The following is a 23,762-nucleotide window of genomic DNA, read 5'->3' on the forward strand; positions in this document are numbered from 1 at the left end:
TGCCCCTCTCCCGACTTCGCCCGGCTCCGCCGGGCTCGTCTGCCCTCTCCCCGGCGGGGAGAGGGCGGTTGCTCATTGATGATCCAGCATCCCGAGGATGCGCTTGGCGATCACGTTGTTCTGGATCTCGGTCGACCCGCCATAGATCGTCGTCGCCTTGCCGAAGAGCCAGGCGCGCACGGCATGCAGTTCTTCCTGGGTGAAACCCTCGCCTTCCCAGCCCAGGCCCTGCAGCCCCTCGATCTCGATCGTCAGTTCGGCACGTTCCTGGCCGAGCTTGGTGCCGATCGTCTTGAGGATCGACGACACTTCGGACACGCCGCCCTTCGCCTTCGATTCTGCCTGGATGCGCATCGCCGTCAGCAGGAAGGCGCGCCAGTCCATCTCGAATTTGGCGATCCGGGTGCGAAGATCGGCGTCGGCGATCCGCCCCTCGGCATCGGTGCCGACATATTTCTTGGCCATGTCGGGCAGCCCCGGCCCGCTCGGCTGCAATCGCGAGCCGCCGCCCGACAGATTGGTACGTTCGTGCTGGAGCAGGCGCTTGCCGATCGTCCAGCCCTGCCCTTCCTCGCCGACCAGATTCTCCTTGGGCACCTTCACGTTGGTGAAGAAGGTCTCGCAGAAAGGAGACATGCCGCTGATCATCTTGATCGGCTTCACCTCGACGCCGGGTGAGGTCATGTCGATCAGCAGGAAGCTGATCCCCTTGTGCTTTTCGGTCTTGTCGGTGCGGACGAGGCAGAAGCATTTGTCCGCCCATTGTCCGCCCGAGGTCCAGGTCTTCTGGCCGTTGACGAGATAATGATCGCCCTTGTCCTCGGCGAAGGTCTGGAGATTGGCGAGGTCCGAGCCGGCATTGGGTTCGGAATAGCCCTGGCACCAGCGGACTTCGCCCTTGGCGATCGCCGGGATATGCTCGCGCTTCTGTGCTTCATTGCCATATTCGAGCAACGTCGGACCGAACATCATCACGCCCATGCCGCCGATCGGATTCCACGCGTCGACACGCGCCATCTCGTCCGCCAGCACCCTGGCCTCTGCGCGGCTGAGGCCGCCGCCGCCATATTCCTTTGGCCAGGTCGGCACGCCCCAGCCCTTCTCACCCATCGCCTCGCGCCACGCCGTCATCTCCGGCGTTTCCTGGGTCGGACCCTCGACGCTGGCGAGAGCATTGCCCTTGCCCTTTAGCGACGCGGGGAAATTGGCGGCGAGCCAGTCGCGGACTTCGGAACGGAAATTCTCGAGTGCGTCGGACGGACGATCGAGTTCGGCGGCGGATGCCATTCAAACCTCTCCTCTTCACCGAATCTGAATATCGGGTATGGTCCGGAGATGACACATTCCAAGCCGGCGGGAAAGCCCCTGACGATACAGGTCCGCGAAGCACTGCAGGCCGTAGCGGAACCGGCACGCGCGCCGGCGATGCAGGCATACATGAAATCGGCGATGCCCTATCTCGGCGTTCCGACCGTGCCGCGGCGCGCCGCGCTGAAGCGGGTCTTCGCCGGACTCGATTGGCCCGACAGCGCGGCGTGGCAAGCCGATGTGCTCGCCTTGTGGCGCGGCGCAACCCATCGCGAGGAGCGGTATGCGGCAATCGAGCTCAGCGCGGTGAAGGCGGCACGGCGGTTTCAGCGAATCGACGCGCTGCCGATGTACGAGGAGATGATCGTCACCGGCGCATGGTGGGACTATGTCGACGAGATCGCCGGACACCGGCTATGGGCGGTACTGCAAAACGACCGCGCCGCGATGCGCGAAACGATGCTGGCTTGGTCGATCGACGCGGACATCTGGAAGCGGAGGAGTGCGATCCTCTGCCAGTTGCTCGCCAAAAGCGAGACGGACCTCGAACTGCTTTATGCCTGTATCGAGCCGTCGATCGGATCGACAGAATTCTTTCTTCGCAAGGCGATCGGCTGGGCGCTGCGCCAATATGCCTGGACAGATCCCGACGAAATCGCGCGTTATGTCGCGGTGAACGAGGATCGATTGAGCGGCCTGAGCAAACGCGAAGCGCTCAAGAACAAGGGCAAGCGGAGAGGCGGATGACGACGATCACCGGTGGATGCCTGTGCGGGCAATTGCGCTACGAAGCGCGCGGGGTGCCGGACGGCATGGGCTTCTGCTATTGCGGCGACTGCCGCAAGGCATCGGGATCGGGGTTCATCCCCTTCATGGGTTTTGCCGCCAGCGCACTGACGATCACCGGCCGCACGCATCAATTTCATTCGCCCGCGATGCGCGGCGGCAGCGCCACGCGTAATTCGTGCCCCGAATGCGGCGGACTGGTGTTCGGCGGCATCCACGGCGTGCACGACAGCCATACCATCTACGCCGGTTCGCTCGACGATCCGGCGCACTTCAAGCCGACGCTTGCGATCTTCGTCCGCGACAAGCCCGACTGGGTGGTCATGCCGGAAGGGCTGACGGTGTTCGAGACGATGCCGGACTGAGGGAAATCCCGGGCGGCAGCGCGCGGTTCGTCGCCTTCTAAGGGCTACCGACTTCCCACTCGTCATCCCGGGCTTGTCCCGGGATCCGCCGTGCCGCGCGTGATGACCTCTGAGTCTCTTAACCATGGCCAAGCAGCACGGCGGATCCCGGCACAAGGCCGGGATGACGATGGGAGGGTTGCGAGGCCTGCACCTAATTCGAAACCCGCATAGACGGTACAAGGCGAAGGCTTGACTATTTCATAGCCATCCATCTATATAGCCATATGGCTATGGAATCACCTCTTCTCGACGCGACCTTTGCCGCGCTCAGCGATCCCACCCGTCGCGCGATCCTTGCCCGGCTGGCGCTGGGCGAGGCCACCGTGTCCGAACTCATGCAGCCTTTCGCGCTCAGCCAGCCAACCATCTCGAAACATCTGAAGGTGCTCGAATATGCCGGGCTGATCGAGGGTGGCCGCGACGCGCAGCGCCGCCCGCGGCGATTGCGCGCCGAGGCGATGAAGGACGCTGCCGACTGGATCGAGCGGTTCCGCGACCAATGGGACCGCCGCTTCGACAATCTCGACCGCCACCTCGCCACCATCAAGAAGGAGACTTGAATGCCTGCCCCCGCTATCGCCGCCGACGCCCCCGGTTTCACGATCGACCGCGTCGCCCACGCCATCCGCCTCGTCCGCGATTTCGACGCGTCGCCCGGAGCCGTGTTCACCGCCTGGACCACGCCCGAGAGTCTGCGCCTCTGGTGGGATGCCGGCGGCGAGCCGCTGTCGCGCTGCGAGATCGATCTGCGCGTCGGCGGCGAGTTCGTGTTCGTCTCGCCCAGCCATGCGCATATGGCGTTCACCGGCACCTATCGGCGAATCGAGCCGCCGCATATGCTCGAGTTCGAGGCCATGGATGCAATCGGTCGCGTGAGGCTTGCCGATCATGACGGCGGCACTCGCATGACGGTAGAGATCGTCTGCCGCTCGGACGAGCATCTCGACGACTATATCAGGCTAGGCGTCGCCAACGGCACCAGCAAGACCCTCGACAATCTCGTCGCCCACCTCGCCTGAAGTCCCCAAGCGCCGCTCCTTGTTCTCTTGGAGCGGCGCTTTGCGATATCGGAACAAAACGGGTATGGACCTGGAGCAGCAGGCACCGCAATCGGATGCCGGCCAAGAATCGGTCGCCGGGGAGAAATAATGCGCTTCGACAATCGTGCCGTGCCGATCGCGCTCACCGCGGTGCTGATCGACACGATCGGGTTCGGCATCGTCATGCCCGTCTTCCCCAAGCTGATCACGCAGCTCGGCCATATCGACCTTGAGCAGGCCACGCGGGTTGCCGGCTATATGCTCGTCGTTTTCTCTGTGATGCAGTTCTTCGCAGGGCCGGTGCTGGGCAATCTGTCCGACCGCTTCGGGCGACGGCCGATATTGCTGACCTCGATGCTGTGCTTCGGGATGGATTATGCGCTGATGGCCTGGGCGCCGACGCTCGGCTGGCTGTTCCTGGGCCGTGCAATCGCCGGCGCGGCGGGTGCGGTCTATGGCCCCGCCGGATCTGTGATCGCCGACGTCACGCCGCCCGAGAAGCGCGGCGCGACCTTCGGACTGATCGGCGCGGCGTTCGGCATCGGCTTCATCCTCGGTCCGGCGCTTGGCGGCCTGCTGTCGAGCTTCGGTCCGCGCGCGCCATTCGTCGCCGCGGCCGCGCTGGCGCTGCTCAACGCGGCGACGATGTTCCTGTTCATGCCGGAGACGCTGAAGCCCGAGAATCGCCGTCCTTTCCACCTGCGCGACGCGCATATCGTCGGCGCTTTCCGCCCGCTCTTCCATGCCGGCAATGCCGCGCCTTTGCTGCTCGCCTGGTTCATCTGGCAGCTCGCGCACATGGTCTATCCCGCAACCTGGTCGTTCTGGGCGACGATGCGGTTCGGCTGGGACGCGCGCGCGATCGGTTGGAGCCTGGCGTTCGTCGGCTTTATCATGGCCTGTGTCCAGGCGGGGCTGACCGGCCCGGTGATCAGACGGATCGGCGAGCGCAAGGCGATGGTCGTGGGCATGTGCTCCGCCGGCACCGCCTTTTACCTGTTCGCCTTCGCCACCGCCGGCTGGCAGGCTTATGTCCTGATGGCGATCAGCGCGTTTCAAGGCTTCGTCTTCCCTGCCTTTAACGGCCTGCTGTCGCGCATGGTCGATGCCACGCGCCAGGGGCAATTGCAGGGCGGGATCGGCAGCATGGGCAGCGTGTCGTCGATCCTGGGGCCGCTCGTCCTGACGCAGGCCTTGGCTACGGGCGATCATCATGGATTCACCGGCGCGAATTTCCTGGTCGCCGCAGTGCTGGTGACGATCGCGCTCGGTATCATCCTGTGGAAAGTACTCGATCGCGTGCCGGCGTCACCGGTTGCGGTTGCCGAGGGCTGAGCCTCATTCCGTTACCCCAGCGAAAGCTGGGGTGACGGATTAGCCTTCCTTCCCTGGCCGCCGCGTCAGCGCGACGTCGAGATGGCCGCCGGCATCGAGCAACGTCACCTCGCCGGTGATCGCGCGGGCTATGGGATCGAGCAATTGCACGATCGGGCCGGCGATATCGTCGGGACCGGCGGCAAAGCCCATCGGCACGCGGCTTGCGATGTTCTGGTTGAGCCGCTCGAACCCTTCCGCGCCCAGCCGCTTTTCGAACCAGCCGGTGCCGACATAACCGGGCGCGACCGCGTTGACGCGAATCCGGGGCGCCAGCACGCGTGCCAGGCTCTTGGTCATGGTGATCAACGCGCCTTTCGACGCGGCATAGGCGACTGACGACCCCATCCCGAACACGCCCGCGACACTGGCGACATTGACGACCGCCGACGCGTCCTGTTCGCGCATCGCGGGCGCACAGGCGCGCACCATCTGGAACGCGGCGACGGTGTTGAGCCGGTAGATGTCGACGAAGTCCTCGGCATCGAGCGCATCGAAATCCTCGTGATTGGCGAATTTGGTCCGCCCGGCATTGTTGACCAGGAAATCGATCCGCCCGAACGCGTCGATCGCGGCCTCGGCCAGCCCGCGGCAAGCGACATCCTCGACGATATCGGCCTGGACCGCGATCGCGCCATTGCCGGCTTCCGCCGCGACCGCTTCGGCATCATCCCGGCTCGACGCGTAATTGACCACGCAATGTACGCCTTGAGCGGCTAGCATTTTGACGGTTGCCGCCCCGATCCCCGTCCCGCCTCCGGTGACGATCGCGACGCGGCCGTCCATCCCGGCGCTCATGCCGCTGCACTCGGGCGCGCCGCGACGCGGTCGTACCAGGCGCTGAGCGCACTCGCGCCCTCGGGCATGTCGACGCCGATGAACTTGGCGAAATCGATCGTCGTCTGCAGCACGATATCGGCCATCGAATATCCTTTTCCGTCAAGGAACTGGCGCTCGGCCAGCGCGGTGTCGAATTCGCGCATCACCGTGTCGATCCGCGGGCGGTTGCTCTCGCCGAACTCGGTATATTGCTTGGGGACGACGCGCGCCGTGAGCGGATGCGTGTGCACCCACACCATCGCGATCGGGGTCATCAGGCGAAGTTCGACCCGGCGCGTCCACATATCGACTTCGGCTTGTCCTTGCGCGCCGACACCGAACAAGGGCGGGTCAGGGTTGAGCGCCTCGAAATAGCGGCAGATCGACACGCTCTCGGTGATGACGGTGCCGTCATCCAGCTTCAGGCACGGCACCTGACCGAGCGGATTGACCGCGCGATATGCCTCTCCCTTATGCTCGCCCTTGGGAATCGAAACCTTTTCGCTCGGAACGGTCAGCCCTTTTTCGGCGAGGTAGATTCGCACACGCCGTGGGTTGGGCGCGGGATTGACCGCATCGTAGAACAGCATCGGCTTCCCCCTGATTCTATTTTTCGAATATCGCGTATGGCATTTCGTGTCGGCTTCGCCTAGCGGTTCGCGGCAAGTTTGAGGAGAGATCATGAGCGCCGAAGCCTTGCTCACCAGTGACTTCGCTACCCTGCCCGACATTATTCGCGAACATGCCAAGGAGCGCGGCGGCAAGACCGCCGTGGCCGACGCGCAAGCCAGCTATGACTATGCCGAGCTCGACGCGATGATGGATCGCGTCGCGGCGGCGCTGCAGCGCGATGGCGTCGAACAGGGACAATCGGTGGCGATCATCTCGGCCTCGTCGATCGCCTATGCGGCCGTGTTCCTCGGCGCGTTGCGCGCCGGCTGCGTCGCCGCACCGCTCGCGCCGTCCTCGACCCCGGAGGCGCTTGCCGCGATGATCGCCGATTGCGGCGCACCGCTCGTCTTCCTGGACGGCGACAACCAGGCGGCTATCGCGGAACAGCGGATCGCCGCGAAACAGATTCGCCTCGACACCCCGGAATTCGAAGCCTGGCTGGCGCCGCCGGGCAGCAAACCCCGCCCGGTTACGATCGCGCCGGCCGACGGCTTCAATATCATCTATTCATCAGGGACCACAGGCACGCCCAAGGGCATCGTCCAGTCGCATGCCATGCGCTGGTCGCATATCGGGCGCAATTCAGCGGGCGGATATGGTGACGCGGTGACGATGAACTCGACTCCGCTTTACTCGAATACGACGTTGGTCAGTTTCCTTCCCACGCTCGGCTGGGGCGGCACCGTGGTGCTGATGAAGAAGTTCGACGCACGCGCGTTCCTCGAACTCGCCGAGAAGCACCGCGTGACGCACGCGATGCTGGTGCCGGTCCAATATCAGCGGATCATGGCGGTGCCCGATTTCGACCGGTTCGACCTGTCGGCGTTCAGGCTCAAGACCTCGACCAGTGCGCCATTCTCGCCGACGCTCAAGGCCGACATCCTGGCACGCTGGCCCGGGCGGTTGGTCGAATTCTACGGCATGACCGAGGGCGGCGCCTCGACCGGGCTCGACTGCACCGCTTTCCCCGACAAGCTTCACACGGTCGGACAACCGCTGCCCGGCCACGACATGCGGCTGATCGACGATGACGGAAACGAAGTCGCGCAGGGCGAAACGGGCGAGGTTGTCGGCCGCTCGCCGGCGATGATGACCGGTTATCACGGCCGCAAACAGGCAACTGCCGAAGCCGAATGGTACGACAAGGACGGCAATCGCTTCATCCGCCATGGCGATATCGGCCGGTTCGACGAGGACGGTTTCCTGATCCTGATGGACCGCAAGAAGGACCTGATCATCTCGGGCGGGTTCAACATCTATCCGGTCGATATCGAGGCGGTGCTGAAACAGCATCCCGCAGTTCAGGAGTGCACCGTGATTGGCGTGCCGTCGGAAAAATGGGGCGAAACGCCGGTCGGATTCTACGTCCCGAACAGTGGTGTCGATGCTTCGGCCGACGAGATCATGGCGTGGACCAACAACCAGCTCGGCAAGACGCAGCGCCTGTCGGCGCTCCATCCGATCGACGAACTGCCGCGGAGCGCGATCGGTAAGGTGCTCAAGCGCGAATTGCGCGACCGCCTCGCCGTGCAGCCGGCATAATCACCAGAACAAGGGGAATTCATGCCGGGCTTGAACCAAATCATCGACGCGCTCGAACCGATCGAGGGCGGTTGGCGGGGCAGCATTCCCGACAGCTGGTTGCAGGGACGCACGAGCTATGGCGGCCTGTCGGCGGCGCTCGCGCTCCATGCGGCGCAGCAGTCCGACACCGACCTGCCGCCGCTGCGATCCGCGCTGGTCGCGTTCATCGGCCCGTTGTCCGGCGAGATCGTGATCCGCGCGAGCCGGCTGCGGCGTGGCCGCAACGCTGCCTTCATTCAGGCCGATGTCGAAAGCGAGGCGGGGCTCGGATTGCGCGCGACGTTCGTGTTCATGAGCGCGGTGGACTCGAAGCTTGACCATCAGGTCGGCACCGCCCCCGACTTTCCGCGGCCGGGGCCTGGCGACACAACCTTCAAAGGCAATTCGGCGGTTTCCTTCGCGCAGAATTTCGAACTGCTCGACCGGCGTGATGCGACGGTCGGTCCGGCCGAATGGCTGCGCTGGGTGCGGCTGAACGAGCGCGATGGATTGGATCCGATGGTCGAGTTGATCGCGGTCGCCGATTGCCTGCCGCCCGCCGCGCTCAAGCTGATCGGCGGGCCGGCACCGTGCAGTTCGATGACCTGGCAGCTCAACCTGCTCGGCGCGCAGCCGCGAACCACCGAAGGATGGTGGCTGCTCCGGACCAATGCCGATTACGCCAAGGCCGGAAGCTCGAGCCAGGAAATGATGATCTGGAACGCCGATGGCGAGCCCATCGCCGAACAGATGCAAAGCGTCGCGATCTTCGCCTGACGCGGTATTTCCATTGTAGCGCGACAATTTGCGACAATTTCGCCGTGGACTGACATGCGCGAGCGACACAGAGGAACGACAAGTCCCCAGACGGCAGGGAATGACCCTTCGCCCGATCGAGGACAACGGGATGAATCGAGTGTTTCTTGCCGCGGCGCTCGCGAGCGCAAGCTTCATGACGGTAGCGCTGGTCGGGCCGACCGCGGCGCAGACCGCGCCAGCTGCCAGAGGCGATGCCAATGGCGACGGCGTGCTGTCGCGCGACGAAGCCATGGCGCAGGCCGACGCGCGGTTCGATCGCCTGGATACCAACAAGGACGGCAAGCTGACGCCGGACGAAATGCCGTCGCACCGGCGAATGGGTGGCGCCGACGCAGCCCCACCTCCCCCGCAGCCCGCCGACGGAGCATCTCCGCCGCCGCCAGCCGGACCCGGCGGCCGCGGCTTTGGTGGACGGATGTTCGCCCGGCTGGACACCAACGGCGACGGGGTGATCGACCGCGAGGAATTTAGGGCGCTAGCCGCGCAGCGCTTCGACCGGATGGATACCAACAAGGACGGAAAGGTCGATGCGGCCGAGCGTCAGGCGGCGCGCGACGCGATGGGACAGATGCGCGGCATGCGCGGCGGCGGCGACATGCCCCCACCGTCGCCATCCGCACCGACGGACAAGCCCGGGCAGTAATCCCCATATGCCCAGGCTGCCGGGCGGGTGCCCCTCCTCACCCGCCCGGCCCTCCACCTTTCCTCATCGGGCCAACTGGCCGTCAGGGCTTTTCAGGGGGACGATTGATGCTTAGCGAAGTGCCGATGGGCGGCATTCCCCACATTCTTCTGGTCGATGACGAGCGCTCGATTCGTGAGCCGCTGGCGCAATATCTGACCAAGCAGGGCTTCCGCGTCACCCAGGCGGGCGATGCCGAGAGCGCGCGCACGCGGATGGCGGCCTATGCGATCGACCTGATCATTCTCGACATCATGATGCCGGGCGAGGACGGATTGAGCCTGTGCCGCCACATCCGGGCGACCGGCGACGTTCCCGTCATCCTGTTGACCGCCAAGAGCGAGGAGACCGACCGCATCGTCGGGCTCGAAATGGGTGCCGACGATTATGTCGTCAAACCCTTCTCCCCCCGCGAACTGGCGACCCGCGCCCGCGTCATCCTGCGCCGCGCCGCCGGTAACGGTGCGCGTCAGCATGCCCCCGAAAGCGGATCCTATGCCTTTGCCGGCTGGGTATTGAAAACGGGCGAACGCGCGCTCGTCGATCGCGAGGGCGTGTCGGTGCCGTTATCGACCGGCGAGTATAATCTGTTGCTGGCGCTGGTGCTGCGCCCGCGCCAGGTCCTCACCCGCGACCAGTTGCTTGATCTGACCCAAGGTCGCGAGGCGATGGCGTTCGATCGCGCGATCGACAACCAGGTCAGCCGGCTGCGGCGCAAGATCGAGCCCGATCCCAAGAACCCGACGGTCATCAAGACGGTATGGGGCGGCGGCTACACACTCGCCGCGGAAGTCACGCGATTATGAGAGTGTGGCCGCGCAACCTGCCCGGTCAGATGGCGGTATTGGTCGCCATCGCCCTGTTCGTCGCACAGGCCGTCAATTTCGGGCTGAGCCTGCGCGATCGCCAGGCATTCCGGCTCGAGCAGACCGTCGGCCCCGTGGCGGCGCGGATCGTCGACGCGTCGCAGGGCCCACGCAATCGGCGTGACCGGCCGCTCGACATCGCGGCCGCCCCCCCGGTCGGCGACGAGACACCATGGGACCGGTTCCGCTCGCGCCCCTGGCCGTCCAACCCGATCGAGGGCGGGCTACGCCGGCGGCCGGATATCGAGGAAGCACTGCGCGCCCGCCTCAATGAGGCCGGCGTTCCTGTCGGCCAGGTAGTGACGGGAATCCGCCGGCTGCAATCCGATGACCCACGTCTCGGCAAAATGTCGCGCGTCCGTGCGCAACGCTATCGCTTCGTACAGCACGAGCTGTTGATCGCCGTCGAGCAGCCCAAGGTAGGATGGTGGGCGGCATCGGTCCCTTGGCAGGATTCGGAATGGCCGTTCCTGTCGCGACTGATCGGCCAGACATTGGTGCTCTACGCCATCGTCCTGTTGCCGGTGTTGCTGGCGACACGCCGCATCGCCCAGCCGCTGAGATCGCTGGCCAAAGCAGCGCAGCGTTTCCATCCCGGCGAAGCCGATGGCCCGATCACCGAGAGCGGACCGCACGACGTCCGCACGCTGATTACCGCGTTCAACGACCTGCGCACGCGGGTGACGGCGATGCTCGAGGAAAAGGACCGCATGCTGGGCGCGATCGGGCACGATCTGCGCACGCCGCTGGCGGCGTTACGCGTCCGCGTCGAATCGGTCGAGGATGACGACGACCGCGCGCGCATGGCGGACACGATCGACGAGATGAACCGCATGCTCGACGACATATTGTCGCTGGCGCGGCTGGGGCGGCCGAGCGAGCAGGCGATCGAGGTCGATCTGGCGGCTTTGGTCGATGCGGTGGTCGAGGATTTCCGCGACCTCGGCATGCCGGTGGATTTCGCCGAGGCCGAACGGCTGACGATGCATTTGAGACCGTCGCTGATGCGCCGCGCAATCCGCAATCTGATTGAGAACGCTGTCAAATATGGTGGCGGCGCCGACGTCTTCCTGCGGTCCGACGCCAGGGCGGTAGAGATCGTGGTGTGCGACAACGGCCCGGGCATCCCGCCTGATCGCATCGCCGAGGTGTTCGAGGCTTTCACGCGGATTGAGGGATCGCGCAACAAGGAAACCGGCGGCATCGGGCTTGGCCTTGCGCTGGCACGGGCGATCGTGCGCGAGGCGCGCGGCGATGTGCGGCTGGAAAACCGACCCGAAGGCGGGTTGGCGGCAACGATTACGCTGCCGCGCTAGCGACTGCACTATCCTTGACGCGCAGCATCGCAGCGGCAGCAAGCACCAGCACGATCGCTCCACATGCCATCGTCCAGACCGGCTGGGTTGGGAAGAAGGTGCGGATGATCGCGCCCATCACTGTAGCTACCAACAATTGCGGCACAACGATGAAGAAATTGAAGATCCCCATATAGATGCCGAGCTTATGCTGGGGCAGCACGCCGGCCAGGATGACATAGGGCATCGTCAGGATCGATGCCCAGGTGAAGCCGATCCCGACCATCGGCAGGAGCAGCATCGTCTGGTCGCGAATGACCAGCAGCGAGGTGAAGCTGACGGCGCCGATCATCAGACACACAATGTGAGTCTTTTGCGCGCCGATCCGTTTCGCCAGCACCGGCAGCGCGAATGCGGCAAGCGCCGCGACGCCGTTATAGACCGAGAACAACACCCCGACCCAATCGGCGCCATCGTTATATGCCTTCGCCGCGGTGTCGGTCGAATGGAACACATACTGTGCCACTACCGGCGTGGTGTAGATCCACATGATGAACAGCGCGAGCCAGGAAAAGAACTGGACCAGCGCCAGCCGCTTCATCTGGTCCGGCATGCGCGACAGGTCGCTCATGATCTGGACCAGCGCATTGTCGCCACCGCCGCGCACCATCGCGGCCGCGATCAGACCAAGGATACCAAAGGCCGCGAGGGCGCCCCCGAGCACGTAGAGATCGCGCTCTAGCCCAAACCACCAGACGCCGGCGAGGACCGCCGCACCCGCCAGCAGCCACCACCAACTGCCCCGCGGCGCGATCGGCGTTTCTTGCGCTCCGCCGGCATCGGTATCGCCGAACGAGCGCATCTGTTCCGGCGAATATTCGCGCGTCGTCAGTACCGTCCACAGCACCGCCGCAAAAATCAACGCCGCGCCCAGATAGAAGGCGTAATGGACCGACTGCGGGATCTCGCCCGGCGGCGCGACGTTGCTGATCCCCAGCTTCGCCATCGCGAACGGCGCGAGGCTGCCGATCACCGCGCCCGCGCCGATAAAGCCCGTTTGAAACGCATAGCCGGCCGTGCGCTGGGATGGCGCGACCATATCGCCGACGAAGGCGCGAAACGGCTCCATCGAGACGTTGATTGAAGCGTCGAGCACCCACAGCAGCAACGCCGCCGCGAGCAAATTCGAGGCATTGGGCATGCCGAGCAATGCCAGCGCGGCGAGCACGGCGCCCGTCAGGAAATATGGGCGGCGGCGTCCGAACCGCCCCCAGGTGCGGTCGCTGAAATGGCCGATCAGCGGCTGCACGACCAGGCCAGTAACCGGCGCGGCGATCGCTAACAGTGCGAGACTTCCGACGTCGCTGCCCAAGGTCTGAAAGATGCGGCTGAGATTGGCGTTCTGCAGCCCGAACGCGATCTGGATGCCGAAGAAGCCGAACGAAATGTTCCACAGCCCGCGCCAGCTCTGACGCGGTTTCTCCGCCGGAAGTCCGCTCATGCCCGCGGCGCCGTCGAGCGCCGAACGACCAATCGTGGCGGCAGCATCGCCGCTTCGACGGGTTGCGCGCGGATCTGGCGCAACAGCGTGTCGACCAAGGCCGCCCCGGCCTTGGCATAATCCTGCGCGATCGTGGTCAGCGGCGGATGCGACAGGCTGGCCGCGGGAATATCGTCGAAGCCGACGATCGACACATCGCCGGGCACGTCGAGCCCTGCTTCCTCCAGCGCGCGCATCGCGCCGATCGCGATCAGGTCGCTGCCGGCGAAGACCGCGTCGAACGCCACACCGCGCCGCAACAATTCGATCGCCGCGTCGTAGCCCGACGCCTCGGTAGTGATGGCGTCAACCTGAAGCGCCGGATCGGGATCGATGCCCGCCTCCAGCATCGCCGAACACGCGCCACGATACCGATCGGCCAGTTCAGGCGAATGGCTCGACACTTGCCCCAGGAAAGCGATCCGGCGGCACCCCAGCCCCATCAAATGCGCACCCGCGTCGCGCCCGCCACGCACATTGTCGCAGCCGATCGTCGTCCCCGGCTGACCGGCCTGGACCGATCCCCAGCGCACGAAATGCGTGCCCTGCGCCTCGAGTTGCTCGAGCCGCGCGCGATAGGTTTCGTAATCGCCATAGCCGAGCAGGATGATGCCGTCGGCCTTATGGCTGTCCTCATAATCGACGTGCCAGTTCGACGAGAGCTGCTGGAACGAGGTGAGCAAGTCGTAGCCGCGCAAGGCGCAGGTTCGCGCGATCGATCCCAGCATCGACAGGAAGAACGGATTGATCAGCGAATCGTCGGGCGTCGGATCTTCGAAGAACAACAGCGCCAGGGTGTTGGTATGGCGGCTGCGCAGCGAGGAAGCGTTCTTGTCGACCTTGTAATTGAGTTGCGCCGCGATCGCCTCGATCCGCTTGCGCGTCGCTTCGCTGACGGTCGGGTCGCCGCGCAGCGCACGCGACACGGTCGGTTGGGATACGCCCGCGCGTTGCGCTATATCGAAGGACGTCGGTTTGTCGGTTAGCATCGCCCGACGGCTTCTCCCGCTGCCGGCCATCGCCTGCGGCCGGTTGGGCGCGAGTGTAGCGGGCAGCGCGGCGGCGCGATAGGGCCCGCGCGCGTAATGAGTGTCCGCCAAATCGTCCTCCCCTGCCGCCCTCTGTCGTGGAGCGATCATTGCAGCCTAGGCGAGTGGAGCGAGGGCCGGAACGCCATCACATACGTATTCAGCCGCAACTGCCCGAAGCGCGTGGCAAAGTGACGCTCAAGACCCTCCCCGCTCACGGGAGAAGGTTATTCAAAAAGGAGGACGGGATGCTGAAGACGATCGCGCTTGCACTGCTGGCCGGACTCACGCTGTCGCAAGCGACGACCGCGGTGGCCAAGGCCTCCGATCCTTATACACCCCAGCCCTATGTCACGCTGAAGCATCCGGCCTGGTCGAAGGACGCGGTGCTCTATCAGATCAACACCCGTCAGTTCACGCCCGAAGGCACATTCCGCGCCGCGGAAAAACAACTGCCGCGCCTCAAGGCGTTGGGCGTCGACATCCTCTGGCTGATGCCGGTCCACCCGATCGGCGTCGAGCATCGTAAAGGGACTCCCGGCAGCCCCTATTCGGTGCGCGACTATTATGGCGTAAACCCCGAATTCGGGACGCTCGCCGATCTCAAATCGTTCGTCGCCGCGGCACATCGCCTGGGCATGCACGTCATTCTCGACTGGGTCGCCAACCACACCGCCTGGGACAATCCGATCCACGCCGCGCATCCCGATTGGTACGAGCACGATTGGAAAGGCGCCAACCGCCCGACGCCCTGGTGGGACTGGTCCGACATAATCGACCTCGATTATTCGAAGCCCGGCCTGCGGCGCTATATGACCGATGCGATGGCCTATTGGGTGCAGACCGCCGGCGTGGACGGGTTCCGCTGCGACGTCGCCGGCTATGTTCCGCTCGATTTCTGGGAGACGGCGCGGAGCCGCCTCGACCGGATCAAGCCGGTCTTCATGCTCGCCGAGTTCGACCAGCGCGACGTCCACCGCAAGGCGTTCGACGCGAGCTATGCCTGGAAATGGAACAACGCGATGGCCGACATTGCTGCCGGCAAGGCCGATGTCGGCGCCTTGTTCGGCTATTATTCGGAAACCGAGAGCGCCTGGCCCGCCGAGGCGATGCGCATGGTCTATACCGAGAACCACGACCAGAACGCCTGGGACGGGACCGAATTCGAACGCTTCGGCAAAGCGCTGCCCGACGCGATCGCCTTGTCGTTCGTCGGCGAGGGCATCCCGCTAATCTACAATGGCCAGGAAGCAGGCAATCCAAAGCGGCTCAAATTCTTCGAGCGCGACCCGATCGAGTGGCGTGACCATCCCAATGCCGACCTGTTCAAGCGGCTGATCGCTTTTCGCAAGGCGCATCCGGCTTTGTGGAACGCACCCTGGGGCGCTGCGATGACGCCGGTGGTCAATAGCGCTCCGTCGAAAGTACTGTCGTTCGTCCGCGAGAAGAATGGCGACAAGGTGTTCGCATTGTTCAACCTGTCCGGCGAGACGCAGACGGTCAGCTTCACCGATGGCCCGAGCAATGGCACCTATTCCGATTTCGCCGATGGCAGCACGGTAACGGTTACGCGATCAACCAGTGTCCGGCTGGCCCCCTGGAGCTACCGTATCCTGTCTGGTGCTCCGCGCTGATGGACGGCGATGCAGCCGGGCAACACCTGCTTATGCATAATCCTGAATACGTATGTGGCCAACTTGGCCCCATCCCCGCTGCAACATAATCGCAATGTCACTGCACGGGCCATGTGGGCCGCGTCGATGCCGCAAGCCAAACATGGCGCGGCCGCAAGGGGAGGAATTGATGACTGCTTTCCGTTCGAACCGTCGTACCCAGCTTGCCCTGTGCGCAAGCGGCATCGCGCTTGCCGGCGCGTTGACGGTGATCGCTTCGCCGGCGCTGGCCCAGGATACGACTGCCGCGGCGGCGCCGCAGGCCGACGATCAGGCCAATGCCAACGCGCCGCAAGACATCATCGTCAGCGGCTTCCGCGCAGCCTTGGCCAGCGCGACCGCCAAAAAGAAGAATTCCGAGCAGATCGTGGAATCAGTCTCGTCGGAAGATATCGGCAAGCTTCCCGACAACGGCATCGGCGAATCGATCGCGCGCCTGCCCGGCATCTCTGCGCAGCGCAGCGCCGGTCGCGCGAACATCATCTCGATCCGCGGTTTCGGGCCGGACTTTTCGACCACCACGCTCAACGGTCGTCAGCAGACCACGACCAATGACAGCCGCGCCGTCGAATTCGACCAATATCCGTCGGAAGTCCTGGCGGGCGTCGACGTCTACAAGTCGTCGGAAGCCGATCTCACCGCTGGCGGCCTGGTCGGCAGCATCAACCTACGCACCATCCGTCCGCTCGACGTCAGCAAGCGCGTCCTCGCGATCGGCGGGCGCGGCACCTATGTCGACCAGAAGCTCCAGCCGGGGACGAGCGACCTAGGCTATCGCGTCTATGGCACCTATGTCGACAAGTTCGCCAATGACCGCATCGGAATCGCCCTGTCGGCGGCGTACACCGATGAGCCGTATCAGACCCGCGATTGGAACGCTTGGGGATATGGGGCCTATGGGCCGAACCAATATGGCATGAACGGGATCAAGACCTGGTCGGAGTCCGACAAGCTCAAGCGTTTCGGCGCCAATGGCACGATCCAGGTGAAGGCAAGCGACGACCTGATGCTCACGGTCGACGGCTTCTATTCCCGTTTCGTCGACCGCATCGATCAACGTGGTTTCGAGATGCCGCTCAACTGCGGCGGCGGTTGCGGGCACGACCAGATTCTGAGCTACGTTGCGGATTCGCGTGGGCTGGTGACGTCGGCGACGGTGAAGGGAACGCCCGTCATCGAAAATTATGCGAACGATCGCGTGGCCAGCACGTACTCGCTCGCCGGCAACCTGAAGTGGGACAATGGCGGGTCGACGCGCGCCCTTTTCGACGCAAGTTGGTCGCGCACCGACCGCAAGGATGACCGTCTGGAAACCACCGCCGGGCTCGGCCGTGCTTTGCCCAATCCAACGGCAACGCTCAGCTACAAGCTGACCGACAAGGGGCCGGTTTTCACCAGCGACTATAATGGCGCCAGCTCCGCGCTGGTGCTGACGGACGTCGAAGGCTGGTCGGGCACGCCGATCCAGGCGGGTTACGACAAGATTCGCAAGAGCAAGGACGACCTGGTCGAGCTGCGCGGCGAGATCGAGCATGACATCGGCGCCTTCGTCAAGTCGATCAAGGTCGGTGTCGACTATACCTATCGCACCAAGGTGTTGACGCAGGACGAAGCCTTCCTTTCTCCGCCGGGCGGCGCGACGACTGCGACGATCCCGTCGAGCCTCCTCCTCGACCCGGTGCAGCTCGACAGAGGTTTGGGGCCGATCCTGGCCTACGATCCTCGTGTCCTGGTCGCGAAGGGCGTGCTGGACTTCATTGCCAACCCGTTCGGAGCGTCGCAGGCTTATGACGTCACCGAAGAGGTCTGGACGCCCTACGCGATGGCCAACCTGAACGCCGATCTCGGATCGGTCAGGCTGACCGGCAATATCGGCGTGCAGGGCATTCGCACCGCGCTCACGTCCAAGGGCGCGACCAAGCCGACCGTCAGGGATTCGTATTGGATCGTTCTGCCCAGTATGAACCTCAACTTCCGCTTTTCGGACGATTTCGTGATCCGGTTTGCCGCGTCGCAGCAGATCATGCGCCCTCGCATGGACCAGCTAACCAATATCGTGAACTTCGGCATCGACAACTCGCGGACGCCGCCGATCTACGTCGGCAGCGGCGGCAACCCGCTGTTGCGGCCGTACAAGGCAACCGCCTTCGATCTCAATTTCGAGAAGTACTTCGGTTCGAAGGGCTATATCGCGCTCCAGACCTTCTATAAGCACATCAACAATTACATCGATCCCAGCGCCTTCGACCTGAACTTCGATTACTCTGGCTTCCCGAAACCCGCCGGCAACGTACCGTCTTCGCCGATCGGCCAGTTCAGCGGACCGGTGAACACGCATGGCGGGCACATTTACGGCATCGAAGCCGCCGGCACGCTGCCCTTCGATCTGTTCACCAAAGCACTTTCCGGCTTCGGTCTGACCGGCGGTTTCGGCTATACCGAAACCAAGGTTAAGGACTTTGCGGGCCGGGTCACGGTCATCCCGGGCTATTCGAAATATGTCGGGAACTTGACGGTCTATTATGAGGCCGACGGGTTCAGCCTGCGCGGCAGCATGCGCTATCGCTCCGGCTTCCTCGGCGACTTCTCGTTGTTCAGTGGCGGTCTCGATCGTCAGCAAGTGCTGGCGGAAACCGTCTATGACGCGCAGGTCGGCTACGACTTCCCGGCGCAATCGGCGTTGCACGGCCTTTCGCTGTACGTTCAGGGCCAGAACCTGACCAACACGCGGTCGGCGACGGTTGCGGACGTGAATGGTGCGGCATTCCCCGGCGCTTGGCTCAAATACCAGACCTATGGCCGCCGGGTCGTCGGAGGCTTCACTTACAAGTTCTGATACACGAACAGTCTCGCCGGTTGCGGCCGGCGAGGCTCATTCGATGGTGAAGGCCTGACATGACTGATTCCACGTCGCTCGACATCGTCATCGCCGGCGGCGGGACGGCAGGATGGACGGCTGCCGCCATCCTCGCCCGCTTCCTCGGTAACCGCGCGACCATCACCCTCGTGGAATCCGACGCGATCGGCACGGTCGGCGTCGGCGAGGCGACGATCCCGCAGATCCACAACCTGATCATCGGGCTTGGGCTCGACCAGGCCGAGTTCCTGCGGCGCACCAATGCTACATTCAAGCTGGGGATCGAGTTCAGCGATTGGCTCCGTCCAGGGCATCGCTACATCCACAGCTTCGGCCAGGTCGGACGCGGCGTCGGCCTGATCCCGTTTCGCCAACTCTGGCTGCGCGGCCGGCACCTCGGCGTCGCGGGCGATTACGGCGATTACAGCTATAACGTCGCCGCCACGCGCCTGGGTCGTTTCGCCACAACAGACGGTCGCGACGGCAAGCCGACCGAACTGGCTTATGCCTATCATTTCGACGCTGCGTTATTTGCGGCAATGCTTCGCGACTATGCCGAAGAACGTGGCGTGCGGCGGGTCGAAGGCCTGATCGAACGAATCGAGCGCGATGGCGAAACGGGTGATCTCCGCGCGTTGCGGCTGGATCACGACCGCGAGGTGGCGGGCACGCTCTTCATCGACTGCACCGGATTCCGCAGCCTGTTGCTCGGCGATGCGCTCGGCGTACCGTTCGTCGACTGGCGCCGTTTTCTACCTTGCGACACTGCGCTGGCGGTGCCGAGCGAGACCCGTCCCGAGTTGCGCCCCTATACTCAGTCGATGGCGCGCCCGGCCGGCTGGCAATGGCGTATCCCGCTGCAGCATCGCACCGGCAACGGCCATGTCTTCTGTTCCGAATTCATGTCGGTCGAGCAAGCGAGCGACCTGCTGCTCGCCAATGTCGAAGGCAAGCCGCTCGCGGACCCGCGCCCGATCCGCTTCACCAGCGGACACCGACAGGATTTCTGGTCGCATAATTGCATCGCTCTGGGTCTCGCCGCGGGATTCATGGAGCCACTCGAATCGACCAGTATCCACCTCGTCCAGTCGGGCCTGGGTCGGTTGCTCACCTTGCTGTCGGGCGACCTCTCGAACGTCGCCAGCGCGCGCGAAACCTTCAACCGCCTGTCGGTCGTCGAATGGCAGCGCATCCGCGACTTCATCGTCCTGCATTATGTCGCCAACGACCGCATCGGCGAGCCGTTCTGGGATCATTGCCGGGCGATCGAGTTGCCCGCCACCCTAAGCGAGAAGATCGCCTTGTTCCGCGAGGCGGGGGCCTTCGTTCGCGAGGAGGACGAGCTGTTCCTCGACGATAGCTGGGGTCAAGTGATGATCGGCCAGGGCATCATGCCGCATAGCTGGTCGCCGCTGGCCGACAACGTGCCCGGACAGGACGTCGGTCCATTCCTCGACACGCTCGCCCGGTCTTATCGCGTCAAGGCGGAGACGCTGCCGAGCCATCGCGACTTCGTCATGTCGATGACGGGCGACGCTCTGGAGAAACACGCATGATCCGCCGCTCGCTGCTTGCCGCCTTGCTCGCGACCGCGTTCGCGCAACCGGTGCTGGCGTCGCCCGGCTCTGCCCCCGCACCGGCGCCTGCCGCCAGCTACCGCGATCGCCTGCCCGAGGACGAAGTGATCTATTTCGTCCTTCCCGACCGGTTCGAGAACGGCGACCCGAAGAACGATACGGGCGGCCTGAAGGGTGACCGACTCGTCACCGGCTTCGATCCGACCGCCAAGGGCTTCTATCACGGCGGCGACCTCAAGGGGCTGCTCAAACGGATCGACTATATCCAGGCGCTCGGCGCGACCGCGATCTGGGTCGGGCCGATCTTCAAGAACAAGCCGGTCCAGGGCCCCAAGGGCAGCGAGTCCGCCGGCTATCACGGCTATTGGATCACCGACTTCACTCGGGTCGATCCGCATTTCGGGACCAATGCCGACTTCAAGGCGCTCGTCGACGCCGCGCATGCGCGCGGGATGAAGGTCTATATGGACATCATCGCCAACCACACCGCAGACGTGATCAAGTATCGCGAGTGCGAAGCGGACAAGCCGTGCGCCTACCGCAGCCGTGCCGACTATCCCTATACGCGCAAGGGCGGCGCGAGCGGTCCGGCGATCAATCCGGGCTTCCTCGGCTATGGCGTCGCGACGCCCGAGAATTTTGCCAAGCTGACCGACCCTGACTGGGCCTACACGCCATACCTTCCCAAGGGCGAGGAGAAAGCCAAGGTCCCGGCCTGGCTCAACGACCCGATCTATTACCATAATCGCGGCGATTCGACCTTCTCGACCGAGGATTCGCAGCTCGGCGACTTCTCCGGCCTCGACGATCTGATGACCGAGAATCCGCGCGTGATTGCGGGAATGATCGACATTTTCGGCAAGTGGATCGACGATTTCGGGATCGACGGATACCGCATAGACACCGCGCAGCATGTCGACCCCGCGTTCTGGCAGGCGTTCGTCCCGGCGATGCTGACGCGCGCCAAGGCCAGGGGCATTCCGAACTTCCACATCTTCGGCGAGGTGTTCACCGGCGACCTCGACGTTGCGCGGCTTGCGGCGCACACGCGCGTCGACAAACTGCCGGCCGTGCTCGACTTCGCGTTCGAGCGCGCGGTGGCCGACACCGTCGCTCGCGGCGCGCCGACTAGCGAGTTGTTCCACATGTTCTTCGGCGACCCCGCTTATGCCGATGGCGAGGCGACGGCGCGAACCTTGCCGACCTTTCTCGGCAACCATGACATGGGCCGCTTCTCGATGTTCGTGAAAGCCGGCTTCCCCCAGGCGAGCGACGACGAGGTGCTGAAGCGCGTCATTCTCGGCCATGCCATGCTGCTGACACTGCGCGGCGTGCCGACCATCTATTATGGCGACGAACAAGGCTTCGTCAGCAAGGGCAACGACCAGCTGGCGCGCGAGGACATGTTCGGCAGCAAGGTCGCGGTCTATAACGACACCAGGCTGCTCGGCACCACAAAGACCACCGCGACACCCAGCTTCGGCACCGATAACCCGATCTTCAAGACGATCGCCGAGCTCGCGCGCATCCGTACCAGCCACCACGCGCTGACTCGCGGGCGCCAGGTGCCACGCGCCTGGGGCGACAAGCCTGGTCTTTTCGCCGTGTCGCGGTTCGATCCCTATACCGGCAAGGAAGTGCTGATCGCGTTCAACACCTCCACCGCACCGCTCACCGCCAACGTGCTGGTCGACGACAAATCCTCCGCTTTCACCGCTCTCCATGGTGCGTGCGAAGCCAAAGCCACCGCGCCGGGCAGCCTGAAGGTCAGCCTCGCTCCTCTCGACTTCATCATCTGCGAGGCCCAGTGAACGACGTCGCCCGCCTGCCCTCCGTCCAGACCGCGCACGAATGGTGGCGTGGGGCGGCGATCTATCAGATCTATCCGCGCAGTTTCGCCGACACCAATGGCGACGGTATCGGCGACTTGCCCGGCATCACCGCGCATCTCGACCATGTCGCGAGCCTGGGCGTCGACGCAATCTGGCTGTCGCCCTTCTTCACCTCGCCGATGCTCGATTTCGGCTATGACGTGGCCGATTATTGCGATGTCGACCCGATTTTCGGGACGCTCGCCGATTTCGATGCTTTGGTCGCGCGTGCGCACGCGCTCGGACTCAAGGTCCTGATCGACCAGGTCTATTCGCACAGCAGCGATCGTCACCCCTGGTTCCTGGAGAGCCGCGCCGATCGCACCAATTCCAAGGCCGATTGGTATGTCTGGGCCGATGCCAAACCGGACGGCTCGCCGCCCAACAATTGGCAGTCGGTGTTCGGCGGTCCGGCCTGGACGTGGAGCGCACCGCGCCGGCAATATTACATGCACAACTTCCTGCCCGAACAGCCGCAGCTGCATATGCACCTGCCGGCAGTGCAGGACGCAATGCTAGACGTGGCGAAATTCTGGCTCGACCGCGGCGTCGACGGTTTCCGCATCGATGCGATCAACTTTTCGATGCACGACCCGGCGTTGACCGACAATCCGCCGGCCCCGCCCGGCCCACGCACGCGCTCGTTCGATTTCCAGCTGCACGTTCACAATCAAAGCCAGCCGGAAATCCCGGCCTTCCTCGAGCGGCTTCGCGCCTTGCTCGACCGTTATGGCGCGACCTTCACGGTGGCGGAGGTCGGCGGCCCGAGCCCGGAGGCCGAGATGCATGCCTTCACCCAGGGCGATCATCGGCTCAATTCGGCCTATGGCTTCAATTTCCTCTACGCCGACAGGCTCACGCCCGCGCTCGTGCGCGACGCGCTCGCGCAATGGCCCGATACGCCCGGCACCGGCTGGCCGAGCTGGGCGTTCGAGAATCACGACGCGCCGCGGGCCATCTCGCGCTGGGCCGCGCCCGAGCATCGCGACGCCTTCGCGCGGATGAAGCTGATGCTGCTGATCTCGCTGCGCGGCAATATCTTCCTCTACAATGGCGAGGAACTCGGCCTGACCCAGGTCGATATCCCGTTCGAGGCGCTGCGCGATCCCGAAGCCATCGCCAATTGGCCGCTGACCCTGTCACGCGACGGTGCGCGCACGCCGATGCCCTGGCGGGGCAACGCCAACGACCATGCCGGTTTCAGCTCAGGCGCGCCCTGGTTGCCGATCGGCGCAGACCATCTCGCGCTGGCGGTTGATCGCCAGGACCGGAATCCGGACTCCTTGCTCAACCTGACGCGGCATCTGCTCGCGTTCCGCCGCGCGAGCGACGCGCTGATGCGTGGCGAGGCGCGGGTGATCGAAGCCAGCAGGACGATCCTGGCGATCGAGCGGTCGACCCCCGACGAAACCATGTTGTGCGTATTCAACATGTCGGCGGAACCGGCCGAATGGCGCCCTGCCAAACCCGATCGCTGGCGCGCGGAGGAAATCGTCGGCCAAATGACCGACTGGCGGTTCGGCTCCTATGCGGCGGTGATCGCGCGCAGGATATAGGCCTCGCCCAATCCAGGCGGGGGCCGTCG

The 23,762-nt window shown here is 64.4% G+C and carries 20 protein-coding genes; 15 read left to right on the forward strand and 5 right to left on the reverse strand.

Annotated features, from left to right (window positions below; translation table 11 throughout):
* Positions 1 to 72 precede the first annotated feature (72 nt).
* Positions 73 to 1,287 carry an acyl-CoA dehydrogenase family protein gene (locus SPR01S_RS10680; RefSeq protein ID WP_066589212.1) on the reverse strand — a complete coding sequence of 405 codons (1,215 nt, stop codon included), beginning with the start codon at positions 1,285 to 1,287 and terminating at the stop codon, positions 73 to 75.
* 48 nt (positions 1,288 to 1,335) lie between these two features.
* On the opposite strand from SPR01S_RS10680, the gene SPR01S_RS10685 reads away from it, so the two are divergent.
* The 5 genes from SPR01S_RS10685 (at position 1,336) to SPR01S_RS10705 (ending at position 4,876) form a co-directional block, all read left to right on the forward strand.
* Complete coding sequence (locus tag SPR01S_RS10685) at positions 1,336 to 2,055, forward strand: DNA alkylation repair protein (RefSeq protein ID WP_066589215.1); 720 nt, start codon at positions 1,336 to 1,338, stop codon at positions 2,053 to 2,055.
* A complete protein-coding gene (locus tag SPR01S_RS10690) occupies positions 2,052 to 2,459 on the forward strand; it encodes a GFA family protein (RefSeq protein ID WP_066589218.1) in 408 nt (135 codons plus the stop codon). The genes SPR01S_RS10685 and SPR01S_RS10690 overlap by 4 nt, the downstream gene beginning before the upstream one ends.
* A gap of 272 nt (positions 2,460 to 2,731) precedes the next feature.
* Complete coding sequence (locus SPR01S_RS10695; RefSeq protein WP_066589221.1) at positions 2,732 to 3,061, forward strand: ArsR/SmtB family transcription factor; 330 nt, start codon at positions 2,732 to 2,734, stop codon at positions 3,059 to 3,061.
* Complete coding sequence (locus SPR01S_RS10700; protein ID WP_066589224.1) at positions 3,062 to 3,520, forward strand: SRPBCC domain-containing protein; 459 nt, start codon at positions 3,062 to 3,064, stop codon at positions 3,518 to 3,520.
* Between the two features lie 129 nt (positions 3,521 to 3,649).
* Positions 3,650 to 4,876 (forward strand): MFS transporter, encoded by a 1,227-nt coding sequence (locus tag SPR01S_RS10705; protein WP_174531888.1) that lies wholly within the window; start codon positions 3,650 to 3,652, stop codon positions 4,874 to 4,876.
* Positions 4,877 to 4,915: 39 nt separating this feature from the next.
* Here the strand turns inward: SPR01S_RS10705 and SPR01S_RS10710 are convergent, their stop codons facing one another.
* Together SPR01S_RS10710 and SPR01S_RS10715 are read right to left on the reverse strand one after the other, a co-directional pair.
* The gene (locus SPR01S_RS10710) at positions 4,916 to 5,713 is read right to left on the reverse strand and encodes an SDR family NAD(P)-dependent oxidoreductase (protein WP_084251100.1); all 798 of its coding nucleotides are present in this window, start codon (positions 5,711 to 5,713) and stop codon (positions 4,916 to 4,918) included.
* Entirely contained in the window at positions 5,710 to 6,324 is a 615-nt protein-coding gene (locus SPR01S_RS10715; RefSeq protein ID WP_066589227.1) for a glutathione S-transferase family protein, read from the reverse strand. The genes SPR01S_RS10710 and SPR01S_RS10715 overlap by 4 nt, the downstream gene beginning before the upstream one ends.
* A gap of 91 nt (positions 6,325 to 6,415) precedes the next feature.
* Here SPR01S_RS10715 and SPR01S_RS10720 point away from each other — a divergent pair, with 91 nt between their 5' ends.
* The 5 genes from SPR01S_RS10720 (at position 6,416) to SPR01S_RS10740 (ending at position 11,652) form a co-directional block, all read left to right on the forward strand.
* Positions 6,416 to 7,948 (forward strand): class I adenylate-forming enzyme family protein, encoded by a 1,533-nt coding sequence (locus SPR01S_RS10720; RefSeq protein ID WP_066589230.1) that lies wholly within the window; start codon positions 6,416 to 6,418, stop codon positions 7,946 to 7,948.
* A gap of 21 nt (positions 7,949 to 7,969) precedes the next feature.
* On the forward strand, positions 7,970 to 8,746 hold the full coding sequence (locus SPR01S_RS10725; protein WP_066589233.1) for a thioesterase family protein: 777 nt from the start codon (positions 7,970 to 7,972) through the stop codon (positions 8,744 to 8,746).
* A gap of 130 nt (positions 8,747 to 8,876) precedes the next feature.
* Positions 8,877 to 9,431 (forward strand): EF-hand domain-containing protein, encoded by a 555-nt coding sequence (locus SPR01S_RS10730; protein WP_084251105.1) that lies wholly within the window; start codon positions 8,877 to 8,879, stop codon positions 9,429 to 9,431.
* Positions 9,432 to 9,556: 125 nt separating this feature from the next.
* Positions 9,557 to 10,276 carry a response regulator gene (locus SPR01S_RS10735; RefSeq protein WP_066589237.1) on the forward strand — a complete coding sequence of 240 codons (720 nt, stop codon included), beginning with the start codon at positions 9,557 to 9,559 and terminating at the stop codon, positions 10,274 to 10,276.
* On the forward strand, positions 10,273 to 11,652 hold the full coding sequence (locus SPR01S_RS10740; RefSeq protein ID WP_066589239.1) for a sensor histidine kinase: 1,380 nt from the start codon (positions 10,273 to 10,275) through the stop codon (positions 11,650 to 11,652). Before SPR01S_RS10735 ends, SPR01S_RS10740 begins: the two co-directional genes overlap by 4 nt.
* Here SPR01S_RS10740 and SPR01S_RS10745 read toward each other — a convergent pair.
* A complete protein-coding gene (locus SPR01S_RS10745) occupies positions 11,636 to 13,132 on the reverse strand; it encodes an MFS transporter (protein ID WP_066589241.1) in 1,497 nt (498 codons plus the stop codon). The genes SPR01S_RS10740 and SPR01S_RS10745 overlap by 17 nt on opposite strands.
* The gene (locus tag SPR01S_RS10750; RefSeq protein WP_066589349.1) at positions 13,129 to 14,190 is read right to left on the reverse strand and encodes a LacI family DNA-binding transcriptional regulator; all 1,062 of its coding nucleotides are present in this window, start codon (positions 14,188 to 14,190) and stop codon (positions 13,129 to 13,131) included. Before SPR01S_RS10750 ends, SPR01S_RS10745 begins: the two co-directional genes overlap by 4 nt.
* Before the next feature lie 257 nt (positions 14,191 to 14,447).
* On the opposite strand from SPR01S_RS10750, the gene SPR01S_RS10755 reads away from it, so the two are divergent.
* The 5 genes from SPR01S_RS10755 to SPR01S_RS10775 all read left to right on the forward strand — a co-directional run bounded on the left by SPR01S_RS10755 (position 14,448) and on the right by SPR01S_RS10775 (position 23,733).
* A complete protein-coding gene (locus SPR01S_RS10755; RefSeq protein ID WP_066589247.1) occupies positions 14,448 to 15,833 on the forward strand; it encodes an alpha-amylase family glycosyl hydrolase in 1,386 nt (461 codons plus the stop codon).
* A gap of 169 nt (positions 15,834 to 16,002) precedes the next feature.
* On the forward strand, positions 16,003 to 18,708 hold the full coding sequence (locus tag SPR01S_RS10760; protein ID WP_169803418.1) for a TonB-dependent receptor: 2,706 nt from the start codon (positions 16,003 to 16,005) through the stop codon (positions 18,706 to 18,708).
* 59 nt (positions 18,709 to 18,767) lie between these two features.
* The gene (locus SPR01S_RS10765; protein ID WP_066589251.1) at positions 18,768 to 20,285 is read left to right on the forward strand and encodes a tryptophan halogenase family protein; all 1,518 of its coding nucleotides are present in this window, start codon (positions 18,768 to 18,770) and stop codon (positions 20,283 to 20,285) included.
* A complete protein-coding gene (locus SPR01S_RS10770) occupies positions 20,282 to 22,117 on the forward strand; it encodes an alpha-amylase family glycosyl hydrolase (protein ID WP_066589254.1) in 1,836 nt (611 codons plus the stop codon). Before SPR01S_RS10765 ends, SPR01S_RS10770 begins: the two co-directional genes overlap by 4 nt.
* Positions 22,114 to 23,733 (forward strand): alpha-glucosidase, encoded by a 1,620-nt coding sequence (locus SPR01S_RS10775; RefSeq protein ID WP_218016740.1) that lies wholly within the window; start codon positions 22,114 to 22,116, stop codon positions 23,731 to 23,733. Before SPR01S_RS10770 ends, SPR01S_RS10775 begins: the two co-directional genes overlap by 4 nt.
* The last annotated feature ends 29 nt before the right edge of the window (positions 23,734 to 23,762 follow it).

The sequence above is a fragment of the Sphingomonas pruni NBRC 15498 genome, assembly GCF_001598455.1.
Lineage (GTDB): Bacteria > Pseudomonadota > Alphaproteobacteria > Sphingomonadales > Sphingomonadaceae > Sphingomonas > Sphingomonas pruni.